This is a genomic window from Rhizobiales bacterium NRL2, from assembly GCA_001664005.1.
In the GTDB taxonomy this organism is placed as follows: domain Bacteria; phylum Pseudomonadota; class Alphaproteobacteria; order Minwuiales; family Minwuiaceae; genus Minwuia.
Genome location: CP016093.1, coordinates 3289131 through 3312771, shown reverse-complemented (window position 1 = coordinate 3312771; position 23641 = coordinate 3289131). Strand labels below are relative to the sequence as shown.

General features: G+C 67.9%; 22 protein-coding genes. 6 read left to right on the top strand and 16 right to left on the bottom strand.

Annotation, left to right across the window (positions count from 1 at the left end; translation table 11 throughout):
- Positions 1–2: 2 nt before the first annotated feature.
- The 10 genes from TEF_15430 to TEF_15385 all read right to left on the bottom strand — a co-directional run bounded on the left by TEF_15430 (position 3) and on the right by TEF_15385 (position 11298).
- Positions 3–1379, bottom strand: coding sequence for an amidase (locus TEF_15430; protein ID ANK83531.1), 1377 nt, complete (start codon positions 1377–1379; stop codon positions 3–5).
- A 14-nt stretch (positions 1380–1393) separates the two neighbouring features.
- A complete protein-coding gene (locus tag TEF_15425; GenBank protein ANK82024.1) occupies positions 1394–1597 on the bottom strand; it encodes a hypothetical protein in 204 nt (67 codons plus the stop codon).
- A complete protein-coding gene (locus TEF_15420) occupies positions 1597–2280 on the bottom strand; it encodes an isochorismatase (GenBank protein ID ANK82023.1) in 684 nt (227 codons plus the stop codon). The genes TEF_15425 and TEF_15420 overlap by 1 nt, the downstream gene beginning before the upstream one ends.
- Positions 2261–4078, bottom strand: coding sequence for an allophanate hydrolase (locus TEF_15415; GenBank protein ID ANK83530.1), 1818 nt, complete (start codon positions 4076–4078; stop codon positions 2261–2263). Before TEF_15415 ends, TEF_15420 begins: the two co-directional genes overlap by 20 nt.
- Positions 4079–4095: 17 nt before the next feature.
- Positions 4096–5844 (bottom strand): ABC transporter ATP-binding protein, encoded by a 1749-nt coding sequence (locus TEF_15410; GenBank protein ANK82022.1) that lies wholly within the window; start codon positions 5842–5844, stop codon positions 4096–4098.
- Positions 5845–5854: 10 nt separating this feature from the next.
- Positions 5855–6697 (bottom strand): peptide ABC transporter permease, encoded by an 843-nt coding sequence (locus tag TEF_15405; protein ID ANK82021.1) that lies wholly within the window; start codon positions 6695–6697, stop codon positions 5855–5857.
- Positions 6698–6700: 3 nt separating this feature from the next.
- On the bottom strand, positions 6701–7729 hold the full coding sequence (locus tag TEF_15400) for a peptide ABC transporter permease (GenBank protein ANK82020.1): 1029 nt from the start codon (positions 7727–7729) through the stop codon (positions 6701–6703).
- Between the two features lie 13 nt (positions 7730–7742).
- Positions 7743–9362 (bottom strand): ABC transporter substrate-binding protein, encoded by a 1620-nt coding sequence (locus TEF_15395; GenBank protein ANK82019.1) that lies wholly within the window; start codon positions 9360–9362, stop codon positions 7743–7745.
- A gap of 333 nt (positions 9363–9695) precedes the next feature.
- Complete coding sequence (locus TEF_15390; GenBank protein ANK83529.1) at positions 9696–10355, bottom strand: hypothetical protein; 660 nt, start codon at positions 10353–10355, stop codon at positions 9696–9698.
- 139 nt (positions 10356–10494) lie between these two features.
- On the bottom strand, positions 10495–11298 hold the full coding sequence (locus TEF_15385; GenBank protein ID ANK82018.1) for an isochorismatase: 804 nt from the start codon (positions 11296–11298) through the stop codon (positions 10495–10497).
- Between the two features lie 196 nt (positions 11299–11494).
- Here TEF_15385 and TEF_15380 point away from each other — a divergent pair, with 196 nt between their 5' ends.
- The 3 genes from TEF_15380 to TEF_15370 all read left to right on the top strand — a co-directional run bounded on the left by TEF_15380 (position 11495) and on the right by TEF_15370 (position 14601).
- Positions 11495–13252, top strand: coding sequence for a monooxygenase (locus TEF_15380; protein ANK82017.1), 1758 nt, complete (start codon positions 11495–11497; stop codon positions 13250–13252).
- A gap of 118 nt (positions 13253–13370) precedes the next feature.
- Positions 13371–14246 carry a hypothetical protein gene (locus tag TEF_15375; GenBank protein ID ANK82016.1) on the top strand — a complete coding sequence of 292 codons (876 nt, stop codon included), beginning with the start codon at positions 13371–13373 and terminating at the stop codon, positions 14244–14246.
- 13 nt (positions 14247–14259) lie between these two features.
- The gene (locus tag TEF_15370) at positions 14260–14601 is read left to right on the top strand and encodes a hypothetical protein (GenBank protein ID ANK82015.1); all 342 of its coding nucleotides are present in this window, start codon (positions 14260–14262) and stop codon (positions 14599–14601) included.
- A gap of 235 nt (positions 14602–14836) precedes the next feature.
- On the opposite strand, the gene TEF_15365 is transcribed toward TEF_15370, so the two are convergent.
- The 5 genes from TEF_15365 to TEF_15345 all read right to left on the bottom strand — a co-directional run bounded on the left by TEF_15365 (position 14837) and on the right by TEF_15345 (position 19567).
- On the bottom strand, positions 14837–15874 hold the full coding sequence (locus tag TEF_15365) for a 5-methyltetrahydropteroyltriglutamate--homocysteine methyltransferase (GenBank protein ID ANK82014.1): 1038 nt from the start codon (positions 15872–15874) through the stop codon (positions 14837–14839).
- Between the two features lie 11 nt (positions 15875–15885).
- Positions 15886–16827, bottom strand: coding sequence for a hypothetical protein (locus tag TEF_15360; GenBank protein ANK82013.1), 942 nt, complete (start codon positions 16825–16827; stop codon positions 15886–15888).
- 162 nt (positions 16828–16989) lie between these two features.
- Positions 16990–17802, bottom strand: a complete 813-nt coding sequence (locus tag TEF_15355; GenBank protein ID ANK82012.1) for an enoyl-CoA hydratase — start codon at positions 17800–17802, stop codon at positions 16990–16992.
- 14 nt (positions 17803–17816) lie between these two features.
- Positions 17817–18308 carry a ring-hydroxylating dioxygenase subunit beta gene (locus TEF_15350; GenBank protein ANK82011.1) on the bottom strand — a complete coding sequence of 164 codons (492 nt, stop codon included), beginning with the start codon at positions 18306–18308 and terminating at the stop codon, positions 17817–17819.
- Complete coding sequence (locus TEF_15345) at positions 18308–19567, bottom strand: ring-hydroxylating oxygenase subunit alpha (GenBank protein ANK82010.1); 1260 nt, start codon at positions 19565–19567, stop codon at positions 18308–18310. Before TEF_15345 ends, TEF_15350 begins: the two co-directional genes overlap by 1 nt.
- Before the next feature lie 152 nt (positions 19568–19719).
- On the opposite strand from TEF_15345, the gene TEF_15340 reads away from it, so the two are divergent.
- Both TEF_15340 and TEF_15335 read left to right on the top strand, forming a co-directional pair.
- Positions 19720–21030, top strand: a complete 1311-nt coding sequence (locus TEF_15340) for an acyl--CoA ligase (protein ID ANK83528.1) — start codon at positions 19720–19722, stop codon at positions 21028–21030.
- Positions 21031–21052: 22 nt separating this feature from the next.
- Positions 21053–21646: a hypothetical protein gene (locus TEF_15335; protein ID ANK82009.1), complete on the top strand. Its 594-nt coding sequence runs from the start codon at positions 21053–21055 to the stop codon at positions 21644–21646.
- Between the two features lie 6 nt (positions 21647–21652).
- Here TEF_15335 and TEF_15330 read toward each other — a convergent pair whose 3' ends face one another.
- Positions 21653–22807: an acyl-CoA dehydrogenase gene (locus TEF_15330; protein ANK82008.1), complete on the bottom strand. Its 1155-nt coding sequence runs from the start codon at positions 22805–22807 to the stop codon at positions 21653–21655.
- Between the two features lie 115 nt (positions 22808–22922).
- Between TEF_15330 and TEF_15325 the strand changes: the two genes are divergently transcribed.
- Complete coding sequence (locus TEF_15325; GenBank protein ID ANK82007.1) at positions 22923–23636, top strand: hypothetical protein; 714 nt, start codon at positions 22923–22925, stop codon at positions 23634–23636.
- Positions 23637–23641: the final 5 nt, after the last annotated feature.

Sequence of the window (23641 nt, the reverse complement as noted above, 5' to 3'; positions counted from 1 at the left end):
GTTCAGAGCTTCGGCGTGCGGGCGGCGGCGACGCCCTCGCGTTCCAGATGCCGTGCGGCGCGCAACGCCAGATCCTCGCGCCAGGGCGGGGCGATGATCTGCACACCGATGGGCATGGCGGTGCCGCACTCGATGGGCGTCGCGGCGACCGGCAGTCCGATGCAGGAGATCGGCTGCGTGAACAGCCCCAGATTGGGCCGGACCGACAGTTCCTCGCCGCGCAGTTCCATGGTCTTCTGGCCGATCAGGGGCGCGCTGAAGGGTGTCGACGGCGCAATCAGAAGATCGACGTCGCGGAACAGCGCCATGACCTGCTCCAGGTACCAGCGCCGCACCTGCTGCGCCCGCACCAGCCAGCCGGCCGGCAGCATCGCGCCGGCGAGAAAGCGGTCGCGCGTGTCGGGGTCGAAATCGTCGGGGCGTTGGCGCAGCCGGTTCAGGTGAAGGGCCGCGCTCTCCGCATTGGTGATGATGAAGGCGGCGGCTCGGCCCGCTTCAGCGCCCGGCACTTCGACAGTCCGGTCCGCGCCGAGCCCGTTTGCCGCGGCTTCAACCGCCGCCGCGGCGTCGGGCAGGCCGCCGGTGTCGAACCAGCCGCCGGCGATCGCGATGCGCAGACCCTCGATGCCGTGGCCGAGTGTGGCCGTGATGGGCTCGGCCGGGCGGCCGGCCACGACCGGATCGCGCGGGTCCGGGCCCTGCATGGCGTCGTAGGCCAGCGCGAGATCGCCGACCGAACGGGCGAACGGCCCCAGATGGTCGAGACTATCGACGAAGGGGAAGGTGCCGTGGCGCGTCAGCCGGCCGTAGGTCGGTTTCAGTCCGAAGATACCGCAGAGGGACGCGGGCACGCGGATCGAGCCGTTGGTGTCGGAGCCGAGACTGAGCGGCGCCAGCCCGGCCGCCGTCGCCGCACCGCTGCCGGAGCTGGAGCCGCCGGACATCCGGTCCGCGTCGTGGGGATTGCGGCAGGCGCCGTGATGGGCGTTCTCGCCGGTGAAGTCGTAGGCGTATTCGCCCATGTTGAGCGCGCCCAGCAGCACGGCGCCGGCGGCTTCGAGACGGCGGACGAGTTCTGCGTCGGCGCCCGCGGGCGGGTTCTCACGGTTGATCTTCGAACCCGCGCGGGTCGTCAGTCCCTCGACGTCGAACAGGTTCTTGACTGCAAAGGGGACGCCGGCGAGCGGGCCGACGGCCTGGCCAGCCGTACGTCTCCGGTCGATCTCCGCGGCCTGGCGAAGCGCTCTGCGCGCGGTGATGTCGGTATAGGCGTTCAGCAACGGGTTGAGCCGTTCGATCCGCTCCAGGTGTCCGCGCACGACCTCGACCGCGCTCATCTCGCCCGCCGCGACGCCGCCGGCGATGGCCGCCGCGGTCATGTAGGGCGGCAGCGTCACGCGCCCCGCTCCGGTGGGGTGAAGACCGGCGCGAGTTCCAGGCTGTCGGCAGGTAAAGGCGCGGCTTCCAGCAACGCGTTCATCCGCGCGGCGAGTTCCAGAAACTGCCGGACGCCGGCTTCCTGAGCGGGTGTTATCCCGAGGTCCAGTGTGGCCGCCATGGCGCGCATGTGGGTTTCGGCGTCGAACGCTTTGGCCATCAATTCGTCTCCATCGCCTCGAGCGCCCGAACCACGGCGGCGGCGTCGGTGACCCAGCCGAAGATCCCGCCCTGCGCGGCGATCATTCTGAGTCCAACCTCGTGGAACTCCGGAAAATAGGAGCCGCAGGCGTCGCCGACGACGATACAGCGGAATCCCCGGTCGTTGGCTTCGCGTACGGTGGTGTGGACGCAGACCTCGGTGGTCACGCCGCAGACCAGCAGCGATTCGATGCCGCGGTTCTGCAGCATCAGTTCCAGATCGGTCTGGTAGAAAGCGCCCTTGCCGGGCTTGTCGACCACCGGCTCTCCCGGTGCGGGCGCGAGCGCGGATACGATCTGGTGACCTGGCTCGCCGCGCACCAGGATGCGGCCCATGGGACCGCGGTCGCCGATCCGCATGGCGGGCGCGCCGCGCTCGATCTTGGCCGGCGGCGCATCGCTGAGATCGGGGCGGTGACCTTCGCGGGTGTGGATGACCGCCAGGCCGGTTCGCCGCGCCGCCTCCAGCACGCGCGCACACGGACCGATGGCGGCGGCCAGCAGCCCGACGTCATTGCCCAGCGTTTCGCCGAAACCACCAGGCTCAAGGAAATCCCGCTGCATGTCGATGATGATCAGCGCCGTGCGCGCCGGGTCGATTTCGATAGCGCCCGGCCGGGCCTCAATCAGCGGTTTCGGCAAGTTCGGCGCTCCCTGTGTGCCGCGCGTCGAGATAGCGCCGCCAGCTTCCGAAGGCGGTAATGTCGCGCGCGTCTCCGGTCGCCGCGGCCTCGCAGAGAAAGCCCTTCACCGTTGTGCCGTCCGCCAGGGCGATGGACCCCAGGCCGAGCGGGGCGGGGATCGCCGCCAGCAGGGCGCCGACCGCGTGCGCGGGCAGCCGCCAGATTTCCACTTCCACCGCGCCGCCGCCTTGCGGGACGCGGACGAGTCCGGGCCGGGCCGGCTCGGGTCCCGCGAGAGCGTAGAAGCGGTACTTCTCGGCGGTCCTGGCCTGACCGACCAGCGTTGCGCCTAGCTCCCTCAGCTCGCCGTTGAGCGGCAGGCCGGACATGTGTGCGCCGCAGACGGCGATCTCGAGCACGTCCGTTTCGCTGTCGTGTTTCGGAGGCGCGGCGGTGAGCGGCGACCGCATGGCTCCGACGAAAGGGGAGGTCTCCTCATGCAGCGCGCCAGCCAGCGCCAGCAGGCGGCGGTCATGGAAGGCCGGTGCGGCCAGTGTCACCCCGAACGGCATGCCGTCGGGCCGGAATCCCGCCGGCACGGCTACCCCCGCGAGATCGAGCAGGTTCATGAAATTGGTATAGCGTCCGAGATTGGAATTCAGACGGATCGGGTCGGCCTCGACCTCGGCGATGCGGTAGATGGTGGCCGCGGTCGGCAGCAGCATCAGATCGAGCCCGGCGAGGATGTCGTCGGCGGCGCGGCGCAGTTCGGCGAGGCGATACTCCGCGCGGAACAGATCGGTCGCCTTCGGGTCGCGGCCGCCGAGCGTGATCTCCCGCGTGACCGGGTGCAGGGCGTCGGGATCGCGCTCGATCAGCTCCTGGACCGCGATATAGCGTTCGGCCACCCATGGTCCTTCGTAGAGCAGGCGCGCTGCGTCGAGGAAGGGCGTGATGTCAATTGTGACCGGCTCGCCACCGAGCCGTTCCGCGGCGGCGACGGCCTCGTGGAACAGCTTTTCGCAGTCCCTGTCGCCGAAGAAGTCGAGATTGGCTGCCAGGGGCACGCCGAAGCGGGCGCCGCGCCAGTCGGACGGGCCCGTGATGTCCTTCGGCATGGCGCGGGAGAACGGGTCCGCATCGTCATAGGCTGTCACGACGCCGGCGACCGCCGCGGCATCCGCCGCGGTCAGTGCGAAGACGGAGGTGCAGTCGAGCGAGCGACAGGCCGGCACCAGTCCCGTGGTCGAAAGCAGGCCCTTGCTCGGCTTCCAGCCCACGAGGTTGTTGAAGGCTGCCGGCACGCGGCCCGAACCCGCCGTGTCCGTGCCCAGCGAGAAGGCGCAGAGACCCTTCGCCACGGCCACCGCGGAACCGGAACTGGAGCCGCCGGGCACGAAGGCCGGATCGAAACTGTTGCCGGGCACGCCATAGGGCGAGCGCACGCCGACGAGGCCGGTGGCGAACTGGTCCAGATTGGTCTTGCCGACGACCAGCGCACCCGCCTCGCGCAGCCGCCGGACCACTTCCGCGTCGTGCGCGGGCGCGTATTCGAAAGCGGCGCAGCCGGCCGTAGTCGGCAGGCCGGCCACGTCAATATTGTCCTTTGCCGCGAAGGGGATGCCGAGCAGGGGGTGCGTCGCTGGATCGAGCCCGTCGAGCCGCCGGGCCTCGGCCATGAGAGCGTCCGCCGACGGTCGGTTGATCCAGATGGCCGGGTCGGCGTCGTCGCAACGGCGCGCGACTTCGGCGGCGATCTCGCTGGGCCGGATTTCACCCGCCAGCAGGGCGCGGCGCAGCGCCTCGATGGTCAGCATTTCATCGGCCAGCACGTTCAAGATACTTCCTCCGCCAGCCGGGCCTTCGCCGCGGCGCTGTCCATCTCCAGGTGCGGCACGGCCTCGATCAGGGCGCGGGTATAGTCGTCCTTCGGGTTTGACAGGATTTCTTCCGCCGGACCCTGCTCGACGATCCGGCCGGCGTTCATGACGATCACCCGGTCGCAGAGCAGGCGCACGACGTTCAGGTCGTGGCTGACGAACAGATAGCTCATGCCCAGGCGGCGCTTCAGGTCCGCCAGCAGCTTGAGCACGATCGCCTGCACCGACACGTCGAGCGCAGAAGTCGGTTCGTCCAGAATCAGCAGCTTCGGCGCGACGGCGATGGCGCGGGCGATGCCGACGCGGGCCTTCTGGCCGCCCGAGAGCTGGTGCGGGAAGCGCCCGAGCAGATCTTCGGGCAGGCCCACCATGCCGGCCAGTTCGACGATCCGTGCCTCCCGTTCGGCGGCGTTGCGCATGCCGTCGAGGCGCATCAGCGGATCGGCGATGCAGCTGCGCGCGTTGAAGCGCGGGTTGAGGCTCTCCGTCGGATCCTGGAAGACCATCTGGATCAGCCGCCGTTCCGGCCTGAGCGCGAAGTCCGCCGACGGAATCGCCGCCAGGTCGTGGCCTTCGAACAGGATGCGGCCCGCGGTCGGGTCCATCAGGCGCGTGATCATGTTGGAGGTCGTGGACTTGCCGCAGCCGGATTCGCCGACCAGACCGACGCTTTCGCCGGCGCAGACCTCGAAACTGACATCATCGACGGCGCGGAAGGGCGGTGTTTCGTCCGTCGCCCGGCCGGCGAGCCGCCGCCACCAGCCGTCGCCGGACGCGGCGCTGAATTCCTTGACCAGATTCTCCACGGCCAGCAGCGGCGGCCCGTCGGCGGCAGGCGGCGCGGCGACCGGACTCGGACGGCTGGCGGCCGGCTCGTCCGAGAGATCCTCGAGGCGGCTGTCGAGGCGCGGCGTCGCCTTGATGAGTTTCCGCGTATAGGGGTGCTGCGGATTGGCGAACAGCTCCAGCGTGGCGGCCGCTTCCACGACCTCGCCGGATTTCATCACCACGAGCCGCTGGCAGTACTGGCTCGCCAGTCCCAGATCGTGGGTGATCAGCACGGTGGCCAGGTTGCGCTCCCGTCCCAGGTCGCGGATCAGGTCCATGATCGTCTTCTGGGTGGTGACGTCCAGGCCGGTGGTCGGCTCGTCCGCGATCAGCAGTTGCGGGTCGCAGGCCAGCGCCAGGGCGATCATGACGCGCTGGCACATGCCGCCCGACAGCTCGAAGGGATAGGCCGAGTAACGCAGTTCCGGGTTGCGGATGCGGACGGCATCCAGCGCCTCGATGGCCTTCTTCTTCAGGTCGAGGGAATGGATCGTCGTGTGCCGGCGCAGCACGTCCTCGATCTGGTCGCCGACGGTGCGGATGGGGTTCAGTGCGACGCGGGGATTCTGGAAGATCATGGAGGCCTCCCGGCCCCTGATCTCGCGCAGCGCCCGCTCCGACGCGGTGGTCAGGTCCAGGCCGCGGAAGCGGACGTGCCCTGCCGCCACCCGACCCGAAGCCTCCAGGATGCCCATGATGTTGAAGGCGGTGACGGACTTGCCGGAGCCGCTCTCGCCGACGACGCCCAGGGTCTCACCCCGGAACAGCTCGAAATCGACGCCGCGCACGGCGTGGACCACGCCACCCCGGGTCTTGAAGTCGACGCTCAGGCCCTCCACGGAGAGGATGGGGACGGGATCCTTCGGTTCGGTCATGGCCGCCTCCTCAGGTGCGCCGGCGCGGGTCGATCAGGTCGCGCAGACCGTCGCCCAGCAGGTTGAAGCAGAACACGGCGATCATCAGCGCCGCGCCGGGGAACAGCGCGAGCCACCACTCGCCGGAGACGATGTAGCCGGCGCCCTCGGCCACCATGATCCCCCATTCCGGGGTCGGCGGGCGGACGCCCAGACCGATGAAGGAAAGACCGGCGGCATTGAGGATCGCCCAGCCCATGTTGAGCGAGACCTGCACCATCATGGGCGGCAGCACGTTGGGGTAGATCTGCGTCGCCAGCAGGCGGACGTCGGAATTGCCCGCCAGCCGCGCCGCCAGGACGAAGCCCGCTTCCCGGCGGACGTTGACCTCGGCGCGCGCCACGCGGGCGTAGAAGGGAAAGTTGATGATCGCGGTGGCGTAGATGATGTTCTCGACACTGTTGCCCAGCGCCGCGACGATACCCATGGCCAGCACGAACAGGGGAAAGGCCATGATCGTGTCGGTCAGGCGGCCCACGACCCGGTCGATCCAGCCGCCGTAATAGCCGGCCGCCGAACCCAGCACGCTGCCCGCCATGAAGGAGAGCGCGACCGCCACGACGGCGATGGTCAGGTCCAGCCGCGTGGCGACGATGACCCGGCTGAGCACGTCGCGGCCCAGCTGGTCGGTGCCGAACCAGTGGCGGGCGCTGGGCGGCTGCAGCGCGTTCGCGGAGCTTGCCAGCGGGTCGTAGGGCGCGATCCAGGGCCCGAACAGTGCGAACAGGACCAGCAGCGCGAAGATCGATCCGGCGACCAGCGTGACCGGGTTCTCGGTCAGGATGTAGCGCAGGTGTTTCAGGAACTCCCGCATGGCTCAGCCCTCCAGTCCGATGCGGGGATCGACGACGGTGTAGAGAATGTCGATCACCAGGTTCAGGGCGACGTACAGGAAGGCCATGGCGAGCACGAAGCCCTGAACCGCGGCGTAGTCGGAGACGATCAGCGCCTCGATGGCGAAGGAGCCGATGCCGGGCCAGGCGAAGACCTTTTCCACCAGCACGTTGGAGCCGAGCATGAACGAGAAGACCATGCCGAGCGTGGTCAGGATCGGCAGCATCGCGTTGCGGAGTGCGTAGGTGTAGAGCACGGTCGGCCGCGACAGGCCGGAGGCCCGGGCCGTGCGGATGAAATCGCTCGACAGCACGGCCAGCATCGCGCCGCGGGTCATGCGCGCCAGCGGCGCCAGGGTGAAGAGGCCGAGCGTGATCGCCGGCAGGACGAGCTGCGCCAGCGCCGCGCCGAAGGTGTCGATGTCGCCCGCCAGCAGGGAATCGATGGTGAAGAAGCCCGTCACGTGCGGCGGGTCGAGATAGAAGATGTCGATCCGCCCCAGCGGCGAGGGCGCGATGCCGAGGATGAAGTAGAAGACATAGACTAGGAACAGCCCGGTGAAGAACACGGGCAACGAGACGCCGGCGGTGACGATCACGCGGCAGAGATGGTCGATCCAGCTGTTGGGGCGCGTGGCCGCCAGGATGCCGAGCGGCAGCGCCACCGACAGCGAGAACAGCAGCGCCAGGAAGGTCAGTTCCAGCGAGGCCGGCATGCGCCGGATCAGTTCCTCGACAACCGGGCGGCCGGTGCTGATCGACTGGCCGAGGTCGCCGGTGAACAGGTCGCCCAGATAGATCAGGAACTGTTCGGGAAGGCTGCGGTCGAGGCCCAGGGCCTGCCGCACCTGCTCGATTGACTGGGCGTCGGCCGCCGGTCCGGCGAAGTAGACCGCCGGATCGCCGGGCAACGCCCGGGTCAGGATGAAGGTGACGACGATGACGCCGGCGATCGAGGGGACGGCCTGCAGCAGCCGTCCCCCGATCAGCGCAACGGTGGAGCGCCGGGCCACGCGCCGCGCCCCCTCAGGCCTTGCTCAGCCAGCGCGCGTCGAGCTGGCGGTGGAAGTAGAACTTGTAGCCCGAGACGTTCGACTGCATCGCCACGTCCAGATAGGGCTGGAAGACGGGGATCAGCGGTACCTCGTCGAAGAAAGTGGCGATGAGCTGCTTGATCTTCGGCGCGTAGTCCGGGTGCTCCACCGGCAGATGCAGGGCCTCTTCGGTCACCGTCTCGACTGTCTCGTTGCGGTACTTCATGGAGTTGAACAGCCTGCCGTCCTGGTAGACCCAGTAGGCGTAGTAGTCGGGGTAGTTGAGCCAGCCGCCGAAGTTCTTGATGTGCATCGGCCACTTCTTCTCGATCAGCACCTGGGTGCGCCAGTTGGCGCCCGGCACCTTCTCGACCGCGGTACGGATGCCCACCTTGCCGAGCCCTTCCTGAACCAGCAGCGCCATCGGTTCGGACCACTGGGCGAAGCCCAGGTTGAAGGCGAAGGGCACCTCGAAACCGTCCGCGTATCCGGCCTCCGCCAGCAGGGCCTTCGCCTTGTCGTAGTCGGTCGAGTAGGGGAAGGGCTGCGGCCAGCTGATATCGGCCGGCTCGAAGGATGCGCCGCCCCACATGGGAATGCCGCGCTCGAAGGCCGCCTGCTTGAATATCTGCTCATAGGGAATGGCATAGGCCACGGCCTGGCGCACCCGCTTGTCCTGGAAGGGGCCGTAGGTGGTGTCGAGGCCGATGGCGATCATCGAATTCTCGATCGGCGCCGCGGCCACCGTGTACTTGCCCGAGGCCTTGAGTTCGGCGAAGTCCTTCGGCGGCAGGTCCAGCGAGATGTCCGCGTCGCCGCGCTCCAGCAGCGCCCGGCGGGTCGAGGACGAGGGAATCTCGCGCATGATGACCCGCTCGACGCCGGGCAGGGGACCGCATTTCCAGTCGTCGAAGCGCTTGTAGACCACCTGCTGGCCCGGATCCCAGCGCTCCAGCATGAAGGCGCCGCTGCCGGCGGGATTGCGGTGCAGGTACTCGGTCGCCCAGGGATCGTCCTGGGTGGCGTGGGCCTTCGCCACCTTCGAGTTGATGATGATCGGCACCGGCACCGCCAGATCGGGCATGGTCAGCTTGGAGGGACGCAGGAAATCGATGCGGAAGGTCTTTTCGTCGACCGCCGTGAACTGCTCGGGCTTCTCCAGCGAACCCGCGCGCATCTGCGTGGTCGGGAAGCCGCCGACCGAAACGGCCCGGTCGAACGACCATTTCACGTCCTCGGCCGTCACCGGCGAGCCGTCCCAGAAGATTGCGTCCGGCTTGAGCTTGAAGGTCACCGAATTGCCGTCCGCCGCGAACGCCCAGCTTTCGGCCAGTTCCGGCGTGAGGTTCTGGTAGTCGTACATCTCCGTGCCGTCGGCCAGCGTCTTGGTTCCGAAGCCGACCAGGCGGTCGTACAGGTTGACCGCGATGGCGTAGCTTGGTCGGTTGGTGCCCGCGCGGTGGATGTCCATGCTGTTGACGGTGCTGCCGACGACGACCAGCAGCGTGTCCGCGCGGCCCGCCGCCCGCGGCGCGCCGAAGGGCGCCAGCATCGGCACCGCTACCGCACCCGCTCCGAATGCCGTCAGCTTGAGAAAGTTGCGCCTGTCCATTGTTCTGCTCCCTGTCTCCGCGGCGGACGCCGCGACCCTGAGACGGAACTAGCAAGCAACAGGCCAGAAAAAGTTATATGTAAAAACAAGGGTGTATAAAATATTGCATGCAATTATCGAATGCTTGCGCCCGTTCCTTCGGCAGTGCGGGGGCAGCCTCTCGGCGCGACCGGTCGGAGGGGATTGGAAACATTCAAATGAATTCAATCGGTTGCGGAGATCGGGCCTGGCCGGTGGCGAAAATATGTGCGCTGCACAATTCGGGCGCAGAGTGTCGGAGAATTCGGCATTTTGTATGCAATATTATTTAATATATTGATGTTACGTAATATTTCAGGATCTGTCCGTATCGAGATTGAGCGTCTGCGCGACATAGTTCATGGAGGCGTCCTTCACGGTCCGGATGTGCGCGCGCATGGCCTGATAGGCCCGTTCGCCGTCGCGCCGCCGGATGCCGGCGACGACATCGCCATGCTCGTCGTAGGAGGCCGCCACGCGGCCGGCCACCGAGAACTGGGCGCGGCGATAGGGCGCCACCCGGCGGCGGGCCTCCAGGGTCGTGTCCACCAGCATGTCGTTGTGGGTGCCGCTGTAGATCGCATTGTGAAAACGGCGGTTGAGCACCTCGTAGGCCTCGTGGTCCCCGTCCTCCACGGCGATGCGGGTCTCCTCGTGCAGCGCCAGCAGTTCGCCGAGCTCGGCGGCCGTCATCCGTTCGGCCGCCAGGCGCGCGCAGGCGGCTTCCAGCTCGGCCATGACCTCGAACATCTGGCTCAGGCGCTCGGCCGTGACCTGGCGGACGACAGCGCCGACATGGGGGCGCTTTTCCAGCATGCCCATGGCGACCAGCTGACCGATGGCTTCCCGGACCGGTGTGCGGGAGACGCCGAAGCGGTCGGCCAGACCCTGTTCGTCCAGCTTCGCGCCAGGCTTCAGCCGGCCGTCGAGGATGTCCTCGGCGAGTTTCTGTGTCAGCAGTTCGACCCGGGTCATGCGGCCGCCGCCGCGCCCGGGCGGTCTGCCGGCGGCCGTCCTTGCCACGCGCGCCACCCGTTCCCGATTCCGATGCCCGGCGAGGATGCGCAACGGCGCGCGCCGGCGCCAGCCTCTTTCGCGGCGGGCGCCGGGGTTCTCAGTCCTTCATCTCGCGCAGGGCCGCCAGGACGTGCGTGGAATCGCTGACGAAGCCGAAGCATTTCCTGACGTTCCAGACCGTGGCCTCGGTGCAGAATTCCGGGGAGGTGGTGGCGCAGCAGTCCTCCAGCAGGATGCAGCCATAGCCCAGGAAGTTGGCGTCGGTCAGCGAATGCAGCACGCACTGGTCGGTGTTGACCCCGGCGAACAGGATGGTCCGCGTGCCCAGATTGCGCAGGATGCTGTCCAGCGGCGTATCCCAGAAGCCGCTGATGCGGTGCTTGTCGACGAAGATGTCGCCCGGATCGGTGTCGAGTTCGTCGACGATGGCGGCGGCCCAGCTGTCCTTCTGCAGTACAGGCGCGCCGCTGCCGGGCAGGGGCTCGCCCAGGCCGATGCCGCCGCCGTCGGGCTTGTAGAGGTGGATCTGGTTCGGCGGCATGTTGGCCAGGTCCGCCCGGTTGCCCCAGTTGACCCAGATGATCGGCACCCCGGCTTCGCGGAGGGGCGGGATCAGCGTGTTCAGAGGCTCGATGGGGCGCCTGTCCGGTGTGAAATCCTGCCCGAGATGGTCGACCCAGCCGCCCGGCGCGCAGAAGTCGTTCTGCATGTCGATGACCACCAGCGCGGTGCGGTTCAGGTCGCAGACCACCGACTGCGGCTCGGCGGCGATGGCGGCGCGGCGCGGCTCGGGGAGCGGCATTGCCATGTCGACGACAGTCTCGTCGACGCGCCAGTGATAGCTGTCCCCCGCGCCAAGCCGGCGCCTTGCCGTTCCCGCATCCGTCGGCGGCTTGTTCATTCCCGATCCTTCCCTTGCCGGATTTTCCGTCCGTGCCGGCTGCAAGACCCGCACCAGCGCGGGGCCACCCCTGCGCGGCCATCGGGGACCCGGCACTGCCCACGAAATGGCCACGCATGCCACGCCGGCGTGCAACGAGTTGCGTCGGCCGGCGCAAGTTCCCTAGGCTTGTACGGAGACGTTCTGGAGAAATGGCATGGCCGACACGGCGCCCGCGCGGCAGACGGATGCGATCGACGAATGGCTCGGCCGTTTCGGGCGAGCGCTGGCCTCGGGCGAGGCGGCGGCGCTCGCGCCGCTGTTCGCCGAGGACTGCCATTGGCGCGACGTGGTGGCGCTGACCTGGACGATCGGAACGGTCAGTGGCCGCGCCGAAGTCGCCAGCGCGCTGGCGCATCATGCCGCCGGGACCGGACCCTCGGGCTTCCGGGCCGCGCGTGACCGGACTGCGCCGCGGACGGTGCAGCGCGCCGGCGCGGAGTGCGTCGAAGCTTTTTTCGATTTCGAGACCCGGCTCGGCCGAGGCAGCGGCATTCTGCGGCTGCGCGCCGGCGCGGATGGCGAACCCAGGGCCTGGACCCTGCTCACTGCACTCGACGAATTGAAGGGGCATGAGGAGAGGCTGGGCAGCAACCGGCCCACCGGCCAGTCGCATTCCCGCGATTTCCGGGGTCCGAACTGGCTGGATCAGCGGCAGGCGGAAGCGGCCTATGCGGAGCACGATCCGGTGGCGATCGTCGTCGGCGCGGGCCAGGCCGGCCTCGCCATCGCGGCCCGCCTCGGCCAGCTTGGCGTGGACACGCTGGTGGTCGAGCGGCACTGGCGCGTCGGCGACAACTGGCGCAAGCGCTACCACGCCCTGACCCTGCACAACCAGGTGCAGGTCAATCACCTGCCCTACATGCCGTTTCCGCCCAACTGGCCGACCTATATCCCCAAGGACAAGCTGGCGGGCTGGTTCGAGGCCTATGCCGAGGCAATGGAGCTCAATGTCTGGACCGGCACCGAGTTCGAGGGGGGCGAATGGGACGAGGCAGCGGGCCGGTGGACGGTTTCGCTCCGCCGCGAGGACGGCTCGCTCAGGACGATGAACCCGCGTCACGTCGTCATGGCCACCGGCGTCAGCGGCATTCCCAGCCGTCCGGAGATCCCGTCGCTGGAGAACTTCCATGGTCCCGTGATGCACTCCGCCGAGTACCGCGACGGGGAGGACTTCGCGGGCCGGGACGCCATCGTCATCGGCACCGGCAACAGCGGCCACGACATCGCCCAGGATCTTCATTCCAGCGGCGCACGCGTCACCATGGTCCAGCGCAATCCGACCATGGTGGTCAATATCGAGCCGAGCGCCCAGCTTCCCTATGCTCTCTATTCCGAGGGTCCGCCGCTGGAGGACTGCGACCTGATCGTCGCGAGCACGCCGCTCGCCCTGGCCCGCGCCTCGCACCAGACCTTCACCGCGAGATCGCGGGAACTGGACCGGGACCTGCTCGCCGGGCTGGAACGGGCCGGCTTCCGCCTCGACTATGGCGAGGACGATACCGGCTGGCAGTTCAAGTACCTGACCCGCGGCGGCGGCTATTACTTCAATGTCGGCTGTTCCGACCTGATCGCCGCTGGCGAGATCGGGCTCGTGCAATGGGACGAGATCGAGGGTTTCGACGAAGGCGGCATGACGTTGCGCGACGGCGAACGGCGGGACGCCGATCTGGTGGTGCTGGCCACCGGCTACCGCGAGCAGGAATGGCTGGTGCGGCGTCTGTTCGGCGACGCCGTGGCCGACCGGGTGGGACCGGTCTGGGGCTTCGGCGAGGACCAGGAGCTCAGGGCCATGTTCCGCCGCACGTGTCAGCCCGGCCTGTGGTTCATCGCCGGCAGCCTGGCGCAGTGCCGCATCTACTCGAAATACCTGGCGCTGCAGATCAAGGCCCTGGAGGAAGGGCTGACCGGCTAGCTTCCGCGGACAGAAGCCGCTGCAGCGCGCCCCCGGGAAACTCTCCCGTCTCGCTCGCCGCTTGAACCGCACGGCGCAAGCGGCGACCATCGCCGCCTGAAACAGGGGAGGCGACGCGATGGAAAAGATCGGCCGGCTGGGCGTCTGGTACGCCACGCACAAGTTCGACGCGACACAGCTCAAGGGTTTCGCGCGGCAGGTGGAGGCGCTGGGCTACGCCGCGCTCTGGTATCCCGAATCGGTCGGCTATGAATCCATGTCCCAGGGCGCGTTCCTGTTGGGCCAGACTGAACGCCTGCTGGTTGGCAGCTCCATCGCCAGCATCTACGCCCGCGACGCCTTCGCCGCCCGTCAGGGCCACATGACGCTGAACGCGATCTCGGGCGGGCGCTTCATGCTGGGGCTCGGCGTCAGCCACGCGCCCATGGTCGAGCGCCTGCGCGGCCACAGCTACGGCAAGCCGCTCACAGCCATGCGGGAGTATCTGACGGCGCTCCGCGGCAAGGACGGACCGGGCCTCGACGATCCCTCGCGCACCACATTCGTCGCTGCCTTGGGTCCGAAGATGCTCGACCTGGCGCGCGAGATGACCGCCGGCGCCATCCCCTACAACGTCACCCCCGAGCATACCCGCCGCGCCCGCGAGGCGCTGGGGCCGGACAGGTGGCTTTGCGTCGAACAGAAGATCTGCCTGGAGACGGACAAGGCGCGCGCCCGCGATCTGGCCCGGAAGGAGCTGGAGCGCTACATGCCGCTGCCCAACTACCGCAACAACTGGCTCAGGCTGGGCTTCACGGAAGACGAACTGGCCGACGGCGGCAACGACCGTTTCCTCGACGCCATGGTCGCCAATGGCGACGAGGCGGCGATCCGCGCCGTCATCGACGCGCATTTCGAGGCGGGCGCGGACCATGTCTGCATCCAGCCCGTCCATGCGCCGGACGACACGAAGGCGCCGGGCCGGATGCTGGCCGCCTTCGCGCCGTTCGAATAGGGAGGCGCGGGTCATGGGCCAGCTCGTCCTCTACATGGTCAAGTACGAGAACGACCAGAAACGCGCCATGGTGAAGAACCCCGACATGCGCGACCGCGCCGCGATCCACCGCAAGGCGATCGCCGATTTCGGCGGCAGGCCGATCGCCCAGTTCGGCAGCTATGGCGAGTACGACATGGTCTACATCTACGAGATGCCGGACGACGCGGCCCTGGCCGCGAACCTCCACCTGACCGACTCCTTCGGGCTGGCGAAATACAGCAAGGCCATCCCGCTGATGGACATGGAGGACTTCGTCCGCTCCATGGCCCTGGCCGACGAAACGCCGACCGGCTACAGCCCCGCCGGCGAATAGACCGTGCCCGTCCGGCGGATGCGACGCATCGCTTGCGTGGGCGGTGGCGTCTTGAAGCGCGCCGCCCGGCGGCCAACCTCTTCCCATGAATCGATCAGCGTAGCGCGCCTTCCTTGTCGGCCAATGAAGGCGGGAACAATGAGTGGAGGCCGAGAGATGCAGAACTTCATCTACATCACCGCAGGTCTGGCGGCCCTTCTCGCGGTCATGGTGGTTGTGGGAATGTTCTGAGCGGTCACACGCCTGCGACCTCCCGTCGGACGATCGCCGCGCCCTCGGCCAGCGCCTTGAGCTTGCCGAAGGCGACGTCTCGGGCGAGGTATTTCATGCCGCAGTCCGGCGCCGCGATCAGCCGTTCCGCCGGTAGGTGCGCGAGCGCGCCACGCAGCCTTTCCGCGACCGTCTCGGGCGTCTCGATGGCCTCGTCCCCCAGATCGAGCACGCCGTAGACGATGCGCTTGGACGGCAGGCGTTCGACGATGGCCGGGTCCAGCTTCGGTTGCGCGGCCTCGATGGAGATGGCGCCGGCCGAACAGGCATCGAGTTCGGCGAGGAAGGAGTAGCCCGACGGCTTGTCCTTCACGACATAGGCATAGCCGAAGCAGACATGGACCACCGTCGGTCCCTCGATCCCGTCCAGCGCCCGGTCGATGGCCGCGACGCCGAAGCGGCGCGCTTCCTCCGGGTGGGCCTGCATGTGCGGCTCGTCGAGCTGGATGACGTCCGCGCCGGCCGCCTTGAGATCGCGGATCTCTGCGTTCAGCACGTCGGCGTAGGCGGCGATCAGCTCTTCCTGGTCGCTGTAATGTTCGTCCCTGGCCATCTTCGCCATCGTGAAGGCGCCGGGCAGGGTGATCTTGATCGGTTTGTCCGTCTGGCCGCGCAGGAAGGCGACCTCGCGCGCCTGCACGGGCCGCGTGCGGCGGATGGGCCCGACGACCCGGGGCACCTGCGTCGGCTTGCCGGTGCGGCCCGGAACGGTGCCCGGGTTGTCGATGTCGATGCCGTCGAGCGCATTGGCGAAGTGGTTGAAATAGCTCTCGCGCCGGACTTCGCCGTCGCCGAGGACGTCGATTCCGGCGCGCTCCTGGTCGCGCAGGGCGATCAGCGTGGCGTCGTCCTGCGCTTCCTCGAGAACGTCCGCCGAAGGCTGCCAGACCTGCGCCATCCGCACCCGTGGCGGGGCGCTGCCCAGCAGGGCGTCGCGGTCGACCAGCCATGCCGGCTGGGGATAGCTGCCGACCAGCATGGTCGGGATGAGCCGGTCGAACATGGCGCCTCTCCTCAGATGATGGCGATGGCGTTGGCGGGCGAGCCGATACCGCCAGGCAGGTTGAGCGGAACGGCGGTCATCATGAAGGTCCACTTGCCGGCCGTGCGGCATTCCCGGGTGAGCGCGCTGAAGTCCAGCATCTCCCCGAGGCAGAAGCCCATCAGCGGCAGGACGCGGCGGTGCAGCGAGCCGATCGCCGGGTCGCCCGGTATGACTTCCACCGCCGGATTGTCGCAGGCCAGCACTGCCGGGTGCCAGTTCCACAACCGCCGTGCTTCCTCTTCGGAGGCGTTCAGGCCGGCGTGAGTGATGTTGTCGACGTAGTTCTCCCGGGCCGAACGGTCGAGTGCCCGGTAGGCCTCGACCCAGCCGAAATGCAGGCAGAGCATGTCGCCGGGCTCGATCTTGACGCCCTGATGCGCAGCGACGGCTTCCAGCTCGGCGGCGGTCACGGCGCGGGGCTTCAGCGCGTGGTAGTGCTCGTCGCGGTCAGCGAACCAGCCGGCGATATCCAGCAGGACGCCGCGGCCGACCATGCCGTGTTCGACCCAGTGCTCGATCCCGAGCCGGCCCGGTCCGGGCTTGAAGTCCTCCATCACACCGCCCCAGTAGCCGAATTCCCGGGCGCGGACATGGCGCAGGCTGTCCCACTGGCTCGAAGCCTGCGGATAGAGCGAGTCCAGCCGGTCGTCCAGCGTGTTGCGGTCCAGGTTGAAGATCTCGTGATGTAGTGGCTGGCGGCCGAAAAGCGGCGGATCGGGCTCGTTCAGCGGCAATGACAGGTTCACCACTTTGCCCTGGCGGATCTCCTTCGCCGCCGCCAGCCGGCATTCGGGCCTCAGCAGGTTGATGCAGCCCAGCTCGTCATTCTCGCCGAAGACGCCCCAGGCGTGGCGCAGGCCGATCTTCTCGATCACCGGCAGGTCGTCATAGTCCGGCAGGTTCCAGGTCATCTCGCGCCTCCCCTCGGTCTCCCCAGAGGGAGGCTAGGGGGCGGCCCTTTCGATGTCATCCCCGTTCGCGCGAAGCGCGGCCGGGGATCGCGGCGGGATTTGCGGAGAGCCAGGCCGTTTGCGGATCCCCGCGCGCCTGCGGCGGCGGGGATGACAATGGAACTACCGCCCCGTGAACTTCGCGGGGCGGCGTTCGATCATGGAGGCAAGGCCCTCCAGCGCGTCGTCGGTGCCGGAGAGCTCGGCCACGGTCCGGGCCTCCTCGGTGAAGACGGCCTCGACGGGCAGCTTGGCGTGATTGCGGATTTCCCGCTTCACCGCCGCCTGGGCGAGCGGCGGGCCTGCGGCCAGTTCCTTCGCCATCGCCATGGCGGCGTCGAAGAGTTCGGCCTCGGGCACCACCCGGTTGACGATGCCCAGATCGTGCGCCTCCGCCGCGGTCATGGTCGGGTTCAGCAGCAGGATCTCGGTCGCCCGGCGCTGGCCGACGATGGCCGGCAGCGTCGCCGTGGTGCCGGCGTCCGGGGCCATGCCGACCTTGGTCGCGCCGGCCAGGAACTTCGCGTTCTCGGCGGCCACCACCAGGTCGACGGCGCAGACCATGCCGAAGCCGCCCCCGCCGGTGGCGTAGCCCTGCACGGCGGCGATCACCGGCGCGTCGAGACGCATCAGGGATTGCATGGCGTCCTGCAGATAAGCGGTGGCCTTGCGGATATAGGCCGGCAGGTCCTTGCCCTTCGAATGAAAGGCGCGGATATCGCCGCCGGCGCAGAAGTTCCTGCCCGCGCCGGTGATCAGGACGGCGCGCACGTCGTCGGCCTCGTGCACGGCCATGACCGCATCGTAGAAGTCGCGGAGCAGTTCCACCGACATGCCGTTGGCTGCGTCGGGCCGGTTCAGCCGGATATGGGCGACGCGGTCCTCAATGGTCAGCAGGACATTCCCCTCGGCGATGGTTGCGCTGTCGGCGTTCATTGGGACCTCCGGGCTCAGATCAGGAAGGAGAGGGTGTAGAGCGGCTTGTCGTTGTTCACGAGCGCCACCTTCTTGCGCGCCATCTTCAGCGCGCCGTCCGCCTCGCGCAGCGTGTAGTCCGTGCGCGCCGCCCAGATCGTTTCGCCGCGCAGGTTCGACTCGTAGACCATGACGTTGCAGCCGACCGCGATGTCGCCGCCGCTGCGCCCGATGATCTCGATGTTCGTGACGAAGTGGCGGATCGAGGATTTCGGTTCCTGGGTGTGGCGCTTGCCGGTCATCAACTGACGGACGCGCACCCCGATGCGGCTGCGGTTGTCATAGATGATCGACATCTGCTGTTCGGGATCGATGTCGGCCCCGTTGGCCGGCACCCAGTAGATGGCGTCGTCGGTCCAGAGCGCCTCCCATGCCGCGTATTCGTGCTCGTCCTGCAGACGGGCTTCCAGATAGATGAACTGCTCCACCCGGCGGAGCAGGGTCTCGTCGGTCGCGGGCGCCAGCATCACGCCGCCTCCATCAGACGGCGGTAGTGCTGCCAGATGCCGCGGGAGGGCACCTCGTCGGTGGCGTGCGCCACCATGTAGCCGTCGGCGTCGCGGCGCTCGCGGTGGTCGCCGCGGCCGAGGAACAGCCATTCGGGCTGCAGGCTCTGCACGCCGCGGTGAGTGCGTTCGTACATCTCCGAATCGTCGGCCAGCAGGAAACCGGCCGGGCCGACCGAGCCCATGGTCTGCTGCCGCAGGCGGCGGTTCATCTCCCGTCCGCCCTTCAACTGCAAGGCCGTGACGTGCTGGACCGTGTCGTCGACGGCCCGCGGCTGGATGACGAAGATCTGGATCTCGGCGATGAACAGGTTGGGAAAGATCATGACGTGCGGCGTGCCGTCGATCATGACTTCGCGCGCCTTGTCCGCCCCGTGGGCCGCCGTCATCGCCGCCGTGTAGTCCGGCAGTTTCTCCGCTGTCGTGCCGAACCAGCCCATGGGCCTGTCCAGGCGGCGGAACTCGGGCCGAAGGTCGATCTCGGTATGGCCGTTGCCGAAATCGCGGGTCAGGGCCGTCGAGCGGTCGCCGTAGAGGCCGCCCAGCCCGCTTTCCGCCACCTTGAAGATCGACGCGTGGACGAAGGCCGGGTGATAGCCGTCGGTCTCGTTCTCCAGCACGAACTTCCAGTTCGCCTTCACCCGGTGCTGCAGGAATCCTGCGGTCAGTTCCACTTCGCCCTCGGGCGAGTGTTCGCAGAGCCGGTCGATGGTTTCAGCGGCGCCGCCCAGATGGTCCGCCAGGCTGGGGCCGGTCCCGGCGAAGGAACCGAAGACGAAGCCGCGATAGCTGGCGACCCGCGGCACGCGGCCAAGCCCCAGTTCCGACATGTCGCGGCCCGCATAACCCTCGGGGAAGGCATAGGCGGCGAGCCGGCCGTCATTCTCGAAAGTCCAGTTGTGGAAGGGGCAGGTGAAGCGCCGCGCGTTGCCCTTCGCCCGCGTGCAGACCTGGTTGCCGCGGTGCGGGCAGCGGTTCTGCAGCAGGTGGACCTCGCCGTCCGCGCCGCGGGTCATGATCACGGGCTGCGGGCCGATCGATTTCAGCACGAAATCGTTGGCCTCCGGCACTTCGCTCTCGTGCCCGACATAGACCCATGTCCGGTACCAGATCTTCTCCAGTTCTTCCTGGAACACCGCCGGGTCGGTGTAGAGGGAGCCGTGGATGTGCTCGTCCCGGATACGGTCGGAAAGATCGGTCGGCTGTACCGAAAGATTCATGGCTGGCGTCCCGCGGTTATTCATTGAACGGTCGTCCGGTTTATAATACAACGCTGCTCAGGACGCAACGGTCGCGAGTGCGCCGACGGGGGAAGCGGCGAACGGTATCCTGACGGGGAGGACGAAACGCGATGCGCAAGCCGAACGAAACCATGCTCGAACCCGAAATCGAAGCCCTGGAGCGTGATGATCTTCTGAAACTCCAGAACGGCAAACTGGCGGCGCTGGGCGAACGCCTCGCCCGGTCGCCGGAATGGGTCGAGCATTTCCGTCAGGCCGGTCTGAAGCCCGGGGATCTTGCCGACCGCCAGGCGCTGGCGGCGCTCCCTTTCCTGGAGAAGTCGCAGCTTCGGGAACGCTATCCGTTGCCCATGCTGGGGGTCGAGACGGCCGCCGTGCAGCGCTTCTGCGCCACGTCGGGCACCACCGGCCTGCCGGTCCTGTTCGGGTTCACCGCCAGCGACATCGATCTGCTGGCCCGGCAGGTCGCCCGCCAGCTCTACAGTCACGGCGTGCGGCCGGGCGACCGGGGCTATAACGGCTTCGGGTTCGGACTCTGGGCCGGCGGCCTGGCCTATGACATCGGCATGGCGGAACTGGGGGTGACGAACTTCCCCCTCGGTCCCGGCCGCAGCGATCTCGTTGTCGAATGGCTGAAGGACATGGCGTGGACGCTGGCGACGGTCTCCCCCGTCTTTCTTTCCAGTCTGATACGCGCAGCCAAGGAGAAAGGCATCGATCCGAAACGCCACTGGAAACTGCAGCATGCGGTGATCGGCGGTCAGTCGGTCTCCCGTGCGTTCCGGGACGAACTGGAAGCCGAGATGCCGGAGGGATTCCGCTCGTTCAACACCTACGGCACGACCGAAGCCGGCGGCCCAATTGTTGCCAGCACCTGTCCGTGGAGCCATGAGCGCGACGAGATGCACCTGATGAACGAAGACAGTGTGCTGGTGGAGATCCTCGACCCCGAGACACTGACCCCGGTCGGTCCGGGCGAAGTGGGAGAACTTGTCGTGACCACGCTCGACAAGGAGGCGTCGCCGGTGGTGCGGTGGCGCACCCGTGATCTGGTGCGCGTGGCCGAGCATTCAGGCGACTGTCCGTGCGGCCGCAAGGGCATGGGCGCGATCGGGCGCATCATCGGCAGATCGGATGACATGCTGAAGGTTCGTGGCGTCATCGTCTATCCGTCGCAGATCGAGGATGTGGTGGCCGCCACGCCGGGAACGGTCAAGGAAGCCTGGCAGATCTATGTCGACCAGCCGGGGAGTTCGCCGAACAGCCTGACGGTCGCGATCGAGCAGGAGAACGGCTACAACGGCAACCCCGATGACCTCGCCGATGCGGTCGGCCGCAGCCTGACCAGCCGGTTGGGCCTGAAGGTGCCGGTGGAGTGTCATCCGGCGGGAGCCCTGCCGCGCTACGAAGCCAAGGCGCAGCGGGTTCTGGTTCGGAGCTGACCCGCGGAGACAGGGCGGACGAATGGCGCGCACGCAGGCCGAAAACTACGACGAAATCCGCCAGGGTATCCTGAGGCGGGCGGCGACGGTCTTCGCCGGGCAGGGCTACGCCAATACCTCGATCGCCGATCTGGCGAAGGCGAACGGCATCTCGCGCGGCCTGCTGTACCACTACTTCGCCTCCAAGGAGGCGCTGCTCTCGGAGATGCTGCACGAGCATCTGGACATGATGCTGGCTGCGGTGCGCCGGGCGGCGGCGGGGGAGGGTGAACCGGAGGCGCGCTTCCGCGAGACGGTCCGGACCTTCGTCAGGATCAATGCCGCCTCGAAGGATCTTCAGGTCACCCTGCTGCACGATCTCCAGAACCTGGCCGAGGCCGACCGCGCGGCCATCGAGGCGAAGCAGCGCGACATCCTCGCCGTCGTGCGCGACCTGATCGCCGCCTGCGATCCGGCTGCAGGCCGGGACCGCCGGACCCTTTCGGCGCGCACCATGATGCTGGTCGGCATGATCAACTACACCTACATCTGGTACGATCCGGCGGGCCCGGTCGGCCCCGAGGAATACGCCGACATGGCCGCCGACACCTGGCTCAAGGGCCGGCGCGCCGGCTGAGCGGTCTCAGGCCGCGGCCCGGGGCATTCCCGTTGTCATCGAGGCGACCGGGGGCAGGCCGATCGCATGGCGGCCGGTGAACAGAACCTGCTTTTTCTCTGGCAAGGGGTGGTAGCGTGCGCCCCTTACATCCCGGAGTAGCCGCTCCAGCCCCGTCTTGCGGAAGAATCCCGCGCCACCCGCTATCTCCATCGCCTTCTCGACGCCGGCGATGGCCGCATTGGCTGCGATGGTCTTTCGCGCCAGCGCCTGGCTGGCGATCTCCGCCGTCGGCTCGAAATCAAGTCCGTTGGCGAGGCGGATGCCATCGCGGACCGCAATGTCGGCGGTGGTCACAAGGTTCTCCAACTCCCCGACCTGGATCGCGGCGATGGCATCGCAGCTCTGGCTTTCGATCCGCTTCGTGGCAATCACGCTCGCCGCCTCTGCGATGCCGGTATAGACCGACATGATCAGCGGGAGCGCCACGGTCAGTATGACGGCGAAGGCCGGATGGAACGGCCCCTGTGGGCGGCGCATGGCGACGGCTTCATCGGGCACGAAAACGTTCTCCAGCCTGATCGTCTGGGATCCGGTGGCCCGCATCCCGTGGACCAGCCAGTCGTCCAGCGAGGTCACGCCTTCTGCATGAAGCGGCACGGGGAAATGCAGCACCTCGGGTCCGTCCCGCCCGGCCGGGTGGGCGACCGAGGTCACCAGCACGTCGCCCTTCGGCGAGCCGCTGGCGAAAGGCTTCACCGCGCTGACGCGGTAGCCGCCGTCGACGCGAACCGCCTCGCCATTGGAATCGAGCCAGTCGTTCGCGCCCGTGCTGATCAATATCGCCTCGTTGGCGGCGACCTTTTCCAGCAGCGCGCGGCCGGGTCGCCCGGCCCGGTCGTTGGCGACCGCGGCCGCGACCAGATGCTGGTGCATCGACAGGGCCAGCGCCGTCGAAGGGCAGTGCCGGGCGAGGGCGCGCAAGAAGCCGCACATGGCTTCGTGACTCGCCCCGCCGCCACCGATTTCCGATGGTACGAGAGCCGAGAAGACGCGGCGGTCGCGCAGCGCGTCGTAGTTCTCGGCCACGAAGCGATCTTCTGCCTCATGGTCCGCCGACCGGGCGGCGAAGGCGGGGCCCAGCTCGCCGAGGAGGGCGTCGAGATCGATCTGTCGGGTCATTTCCGGTCTCCATGTCTCGCCGGTTCCATGGCCGGGAGGATCGACTTCGAAGCGCCGACGCTCAACTTCAGCATGTGTAGTTGCCGCAGCGGCAGGTGATCCGTAGCCTGCGGACATGTCGGGAAAGAAAGGCTATGGACAGTACTGCCCCATCGCCATCGCCGCCGAAGTGATGGCCGGGCGCTGGACGCCGCTGGTCCTGCGCGGCCTGTTCTGCGGCGCGACGCGATTCAACGACATTCAGGCCAGCGTGCCGCGCATGTCGCCGGCGTTGCTGTCGCGGCGGCTGAAGGAACTCGAGGCCGCCAATATCGTGGAGAAGCGGCCTGTGCCGGAGGGTGGACGCAGCCACGATTACCGGTTGACCCCGGCGGGCGAGGAACTGTTTCCGGTGCTCGACCGTATGGGCGCCTGGGCGCAGAAATGGCTTCGCAGGGAGATCACGCAGGAGGCCAATCTCGATCCGGACCTGCTGATGTGGGAACTGCGGCAGAGCGCGTTGATCGCCGATCGAGACGTGGAGCCGCGCCGGGTGGTCCGCTTTCACCTGGAGGGCGTGCCTGCGGCCCGGCGGTTCTATTGGCTGGTCTTCGAGGGGCCGGAGGTGGACATGTGCGTGCGCGATCCGGGCTTCGAGGTCGATCTGTGGATCCATGCGCATATCCGCACGCTGGTCGAAATCTGGCTTGGCCATCGAACCATCGCGGCCGCCCGCAATACCGGTGATCTCGAGTTGGAGGGCGATCGGGCGGAAATCGCGGCGTTCGGTGAATGGTATGCGCTCAGCCATTTCGCACCGGCCGGGCGGCAGACCCCCGCTACCGGCTGAGCGGT

Bases quoted from the DNA above. Each gene is read 5' to 3' on its own strand.
- TEF_15430 (ANK83531.1), bottom strand. From the start codon at position 1,379: ATGACCGCGGCGGCCATCGCCGGCGGCGTCGCGGCGGGCGAGATGAGC.
- TEF_15425 (ANK82024.1), bottom strand. From the start codon at position 1,597: ATGGCCAAAGCGTTCGACGCCGAAACCCACATGCGCGCCATGGCGGCC.
- TEF_15415 (ANK83530.1), bottom strand. From the start codon at position 4,078: ATGCTGACCATCGAGGCGCTGCGCCGCGCCCTGCTGGCGGGTGAAATC.
- TEF_15410 (ANK82022.1), bottom strand. From the start codon at position 5,844: ATGACCGAACCGAAGGATCCCGTCCCCATCCTCTCCGTGGAGGGCCTG.
- TEF_15405 (ANK82021.1), bottom strand. From the start codon at position 6,697: ATGCGGGAGTTCCTGAAACACCTGCGCTACATCCTGACCGAGAACCCG.
- TEF_15395 (ANK82019.1), bottom strand. From the start codon at position 9,362: ATGGACAGGCGCAACTTTCTCAAGCTGACGGCATTCGGAGCGGGTGCG.
- TEF_15390 (ANK83529.1), bottom strand. From the start codon at position 10,355: ATGACCCGGGTCGAACTGCTGACACAGAAACTCGCCGAGGACATCCTC.
- TEF_15385 (ANK82018.1), bottom strand. From the start codon at position 11,298: ATGAACAAGCCGCCGACGGATGCGGGAACGGCAAGGCGCCGGCTTGGC.
- TEF_15380 (ANK82017.1), top strand. From the start codon at position 11,495: ATGGCCGACACGGCGCCCGCGCGGCAGACGGATGCGATCGACGAATGG.
- TEF_15375 (ANK82016.1), top strand. From the start codon at position 13,371: ATGGAAAAGATCGGCCGGCTGGGCGTCTGGTACGCCACGCACAAGTTC.
- TEF_15370 (ANK82015.1), top strand. From the start codon at position 14,260: ATGGGCCAGCTCGTCCTCTACATGGTCAAGTACGAGAACGACCAGAAA.
- TEF_15365 (ANK82014.1), bottom strand. From the start codon at position 15,874: ATGTTCGACCGGCTCATCCCGACCATGCTGGTCGGCAGCTATCCCCAG.
- TEF_15360 (ANK82013.1), bottom strand. From the start codon at position 16,827: ATGACCTGGAACCTGCCGGACTATGACGACCTGCCGGTGATCGAGAAG.
- TEF_15355 (ANK82012.1), bottom strand. From the start codon at position 17,802: ATGAACGCCGACAGCGCAACCATCGCCGAGGGGAATGTCCTGCTGACC.
- TEF_15350 (ANK82011.1), bottom strand. From the start codon at position 18,308: ATGCTGGCGCCCGCGACCGACGAGACCCTGCTCCGCCGGGTGGAGCAG.
- TEF_15345 (ANK82010.1), bottom strand. From the start codon at position 19,567: ATGAATCTTTCGGTACAGCCGACCGATCTTTCCGACCGTATCCGGGAC.
- TEF_15340 (ANK83528.1), top strand. From the start codon at position 19,720: ATGCTCGAACCCGAAATCGAAGCCCTGGAGCGTGATGATCTTCTGAAA.
- TEF_15335 (ANK82009.1), top strand. From the start codon at position 21,053: ATGGCGCGCACGCAGGCCGAAAACTACGACGAAATCCGCCAGGGTATC.
- TEF_15330 (ANK82008.1), bottom strand. From the start codon at position 22,807: ATGACCCGACAGATCGATCTCGACGCCCTCCTCGGCGAGCTGGGCCCC.
- TEF_15325 (ANK82007.1), top strand. From the start codon at position 22,923: ATGTCGGGAAAGAAAGGCTATGGACAGTACTGCCCCATCGCCATCGCC.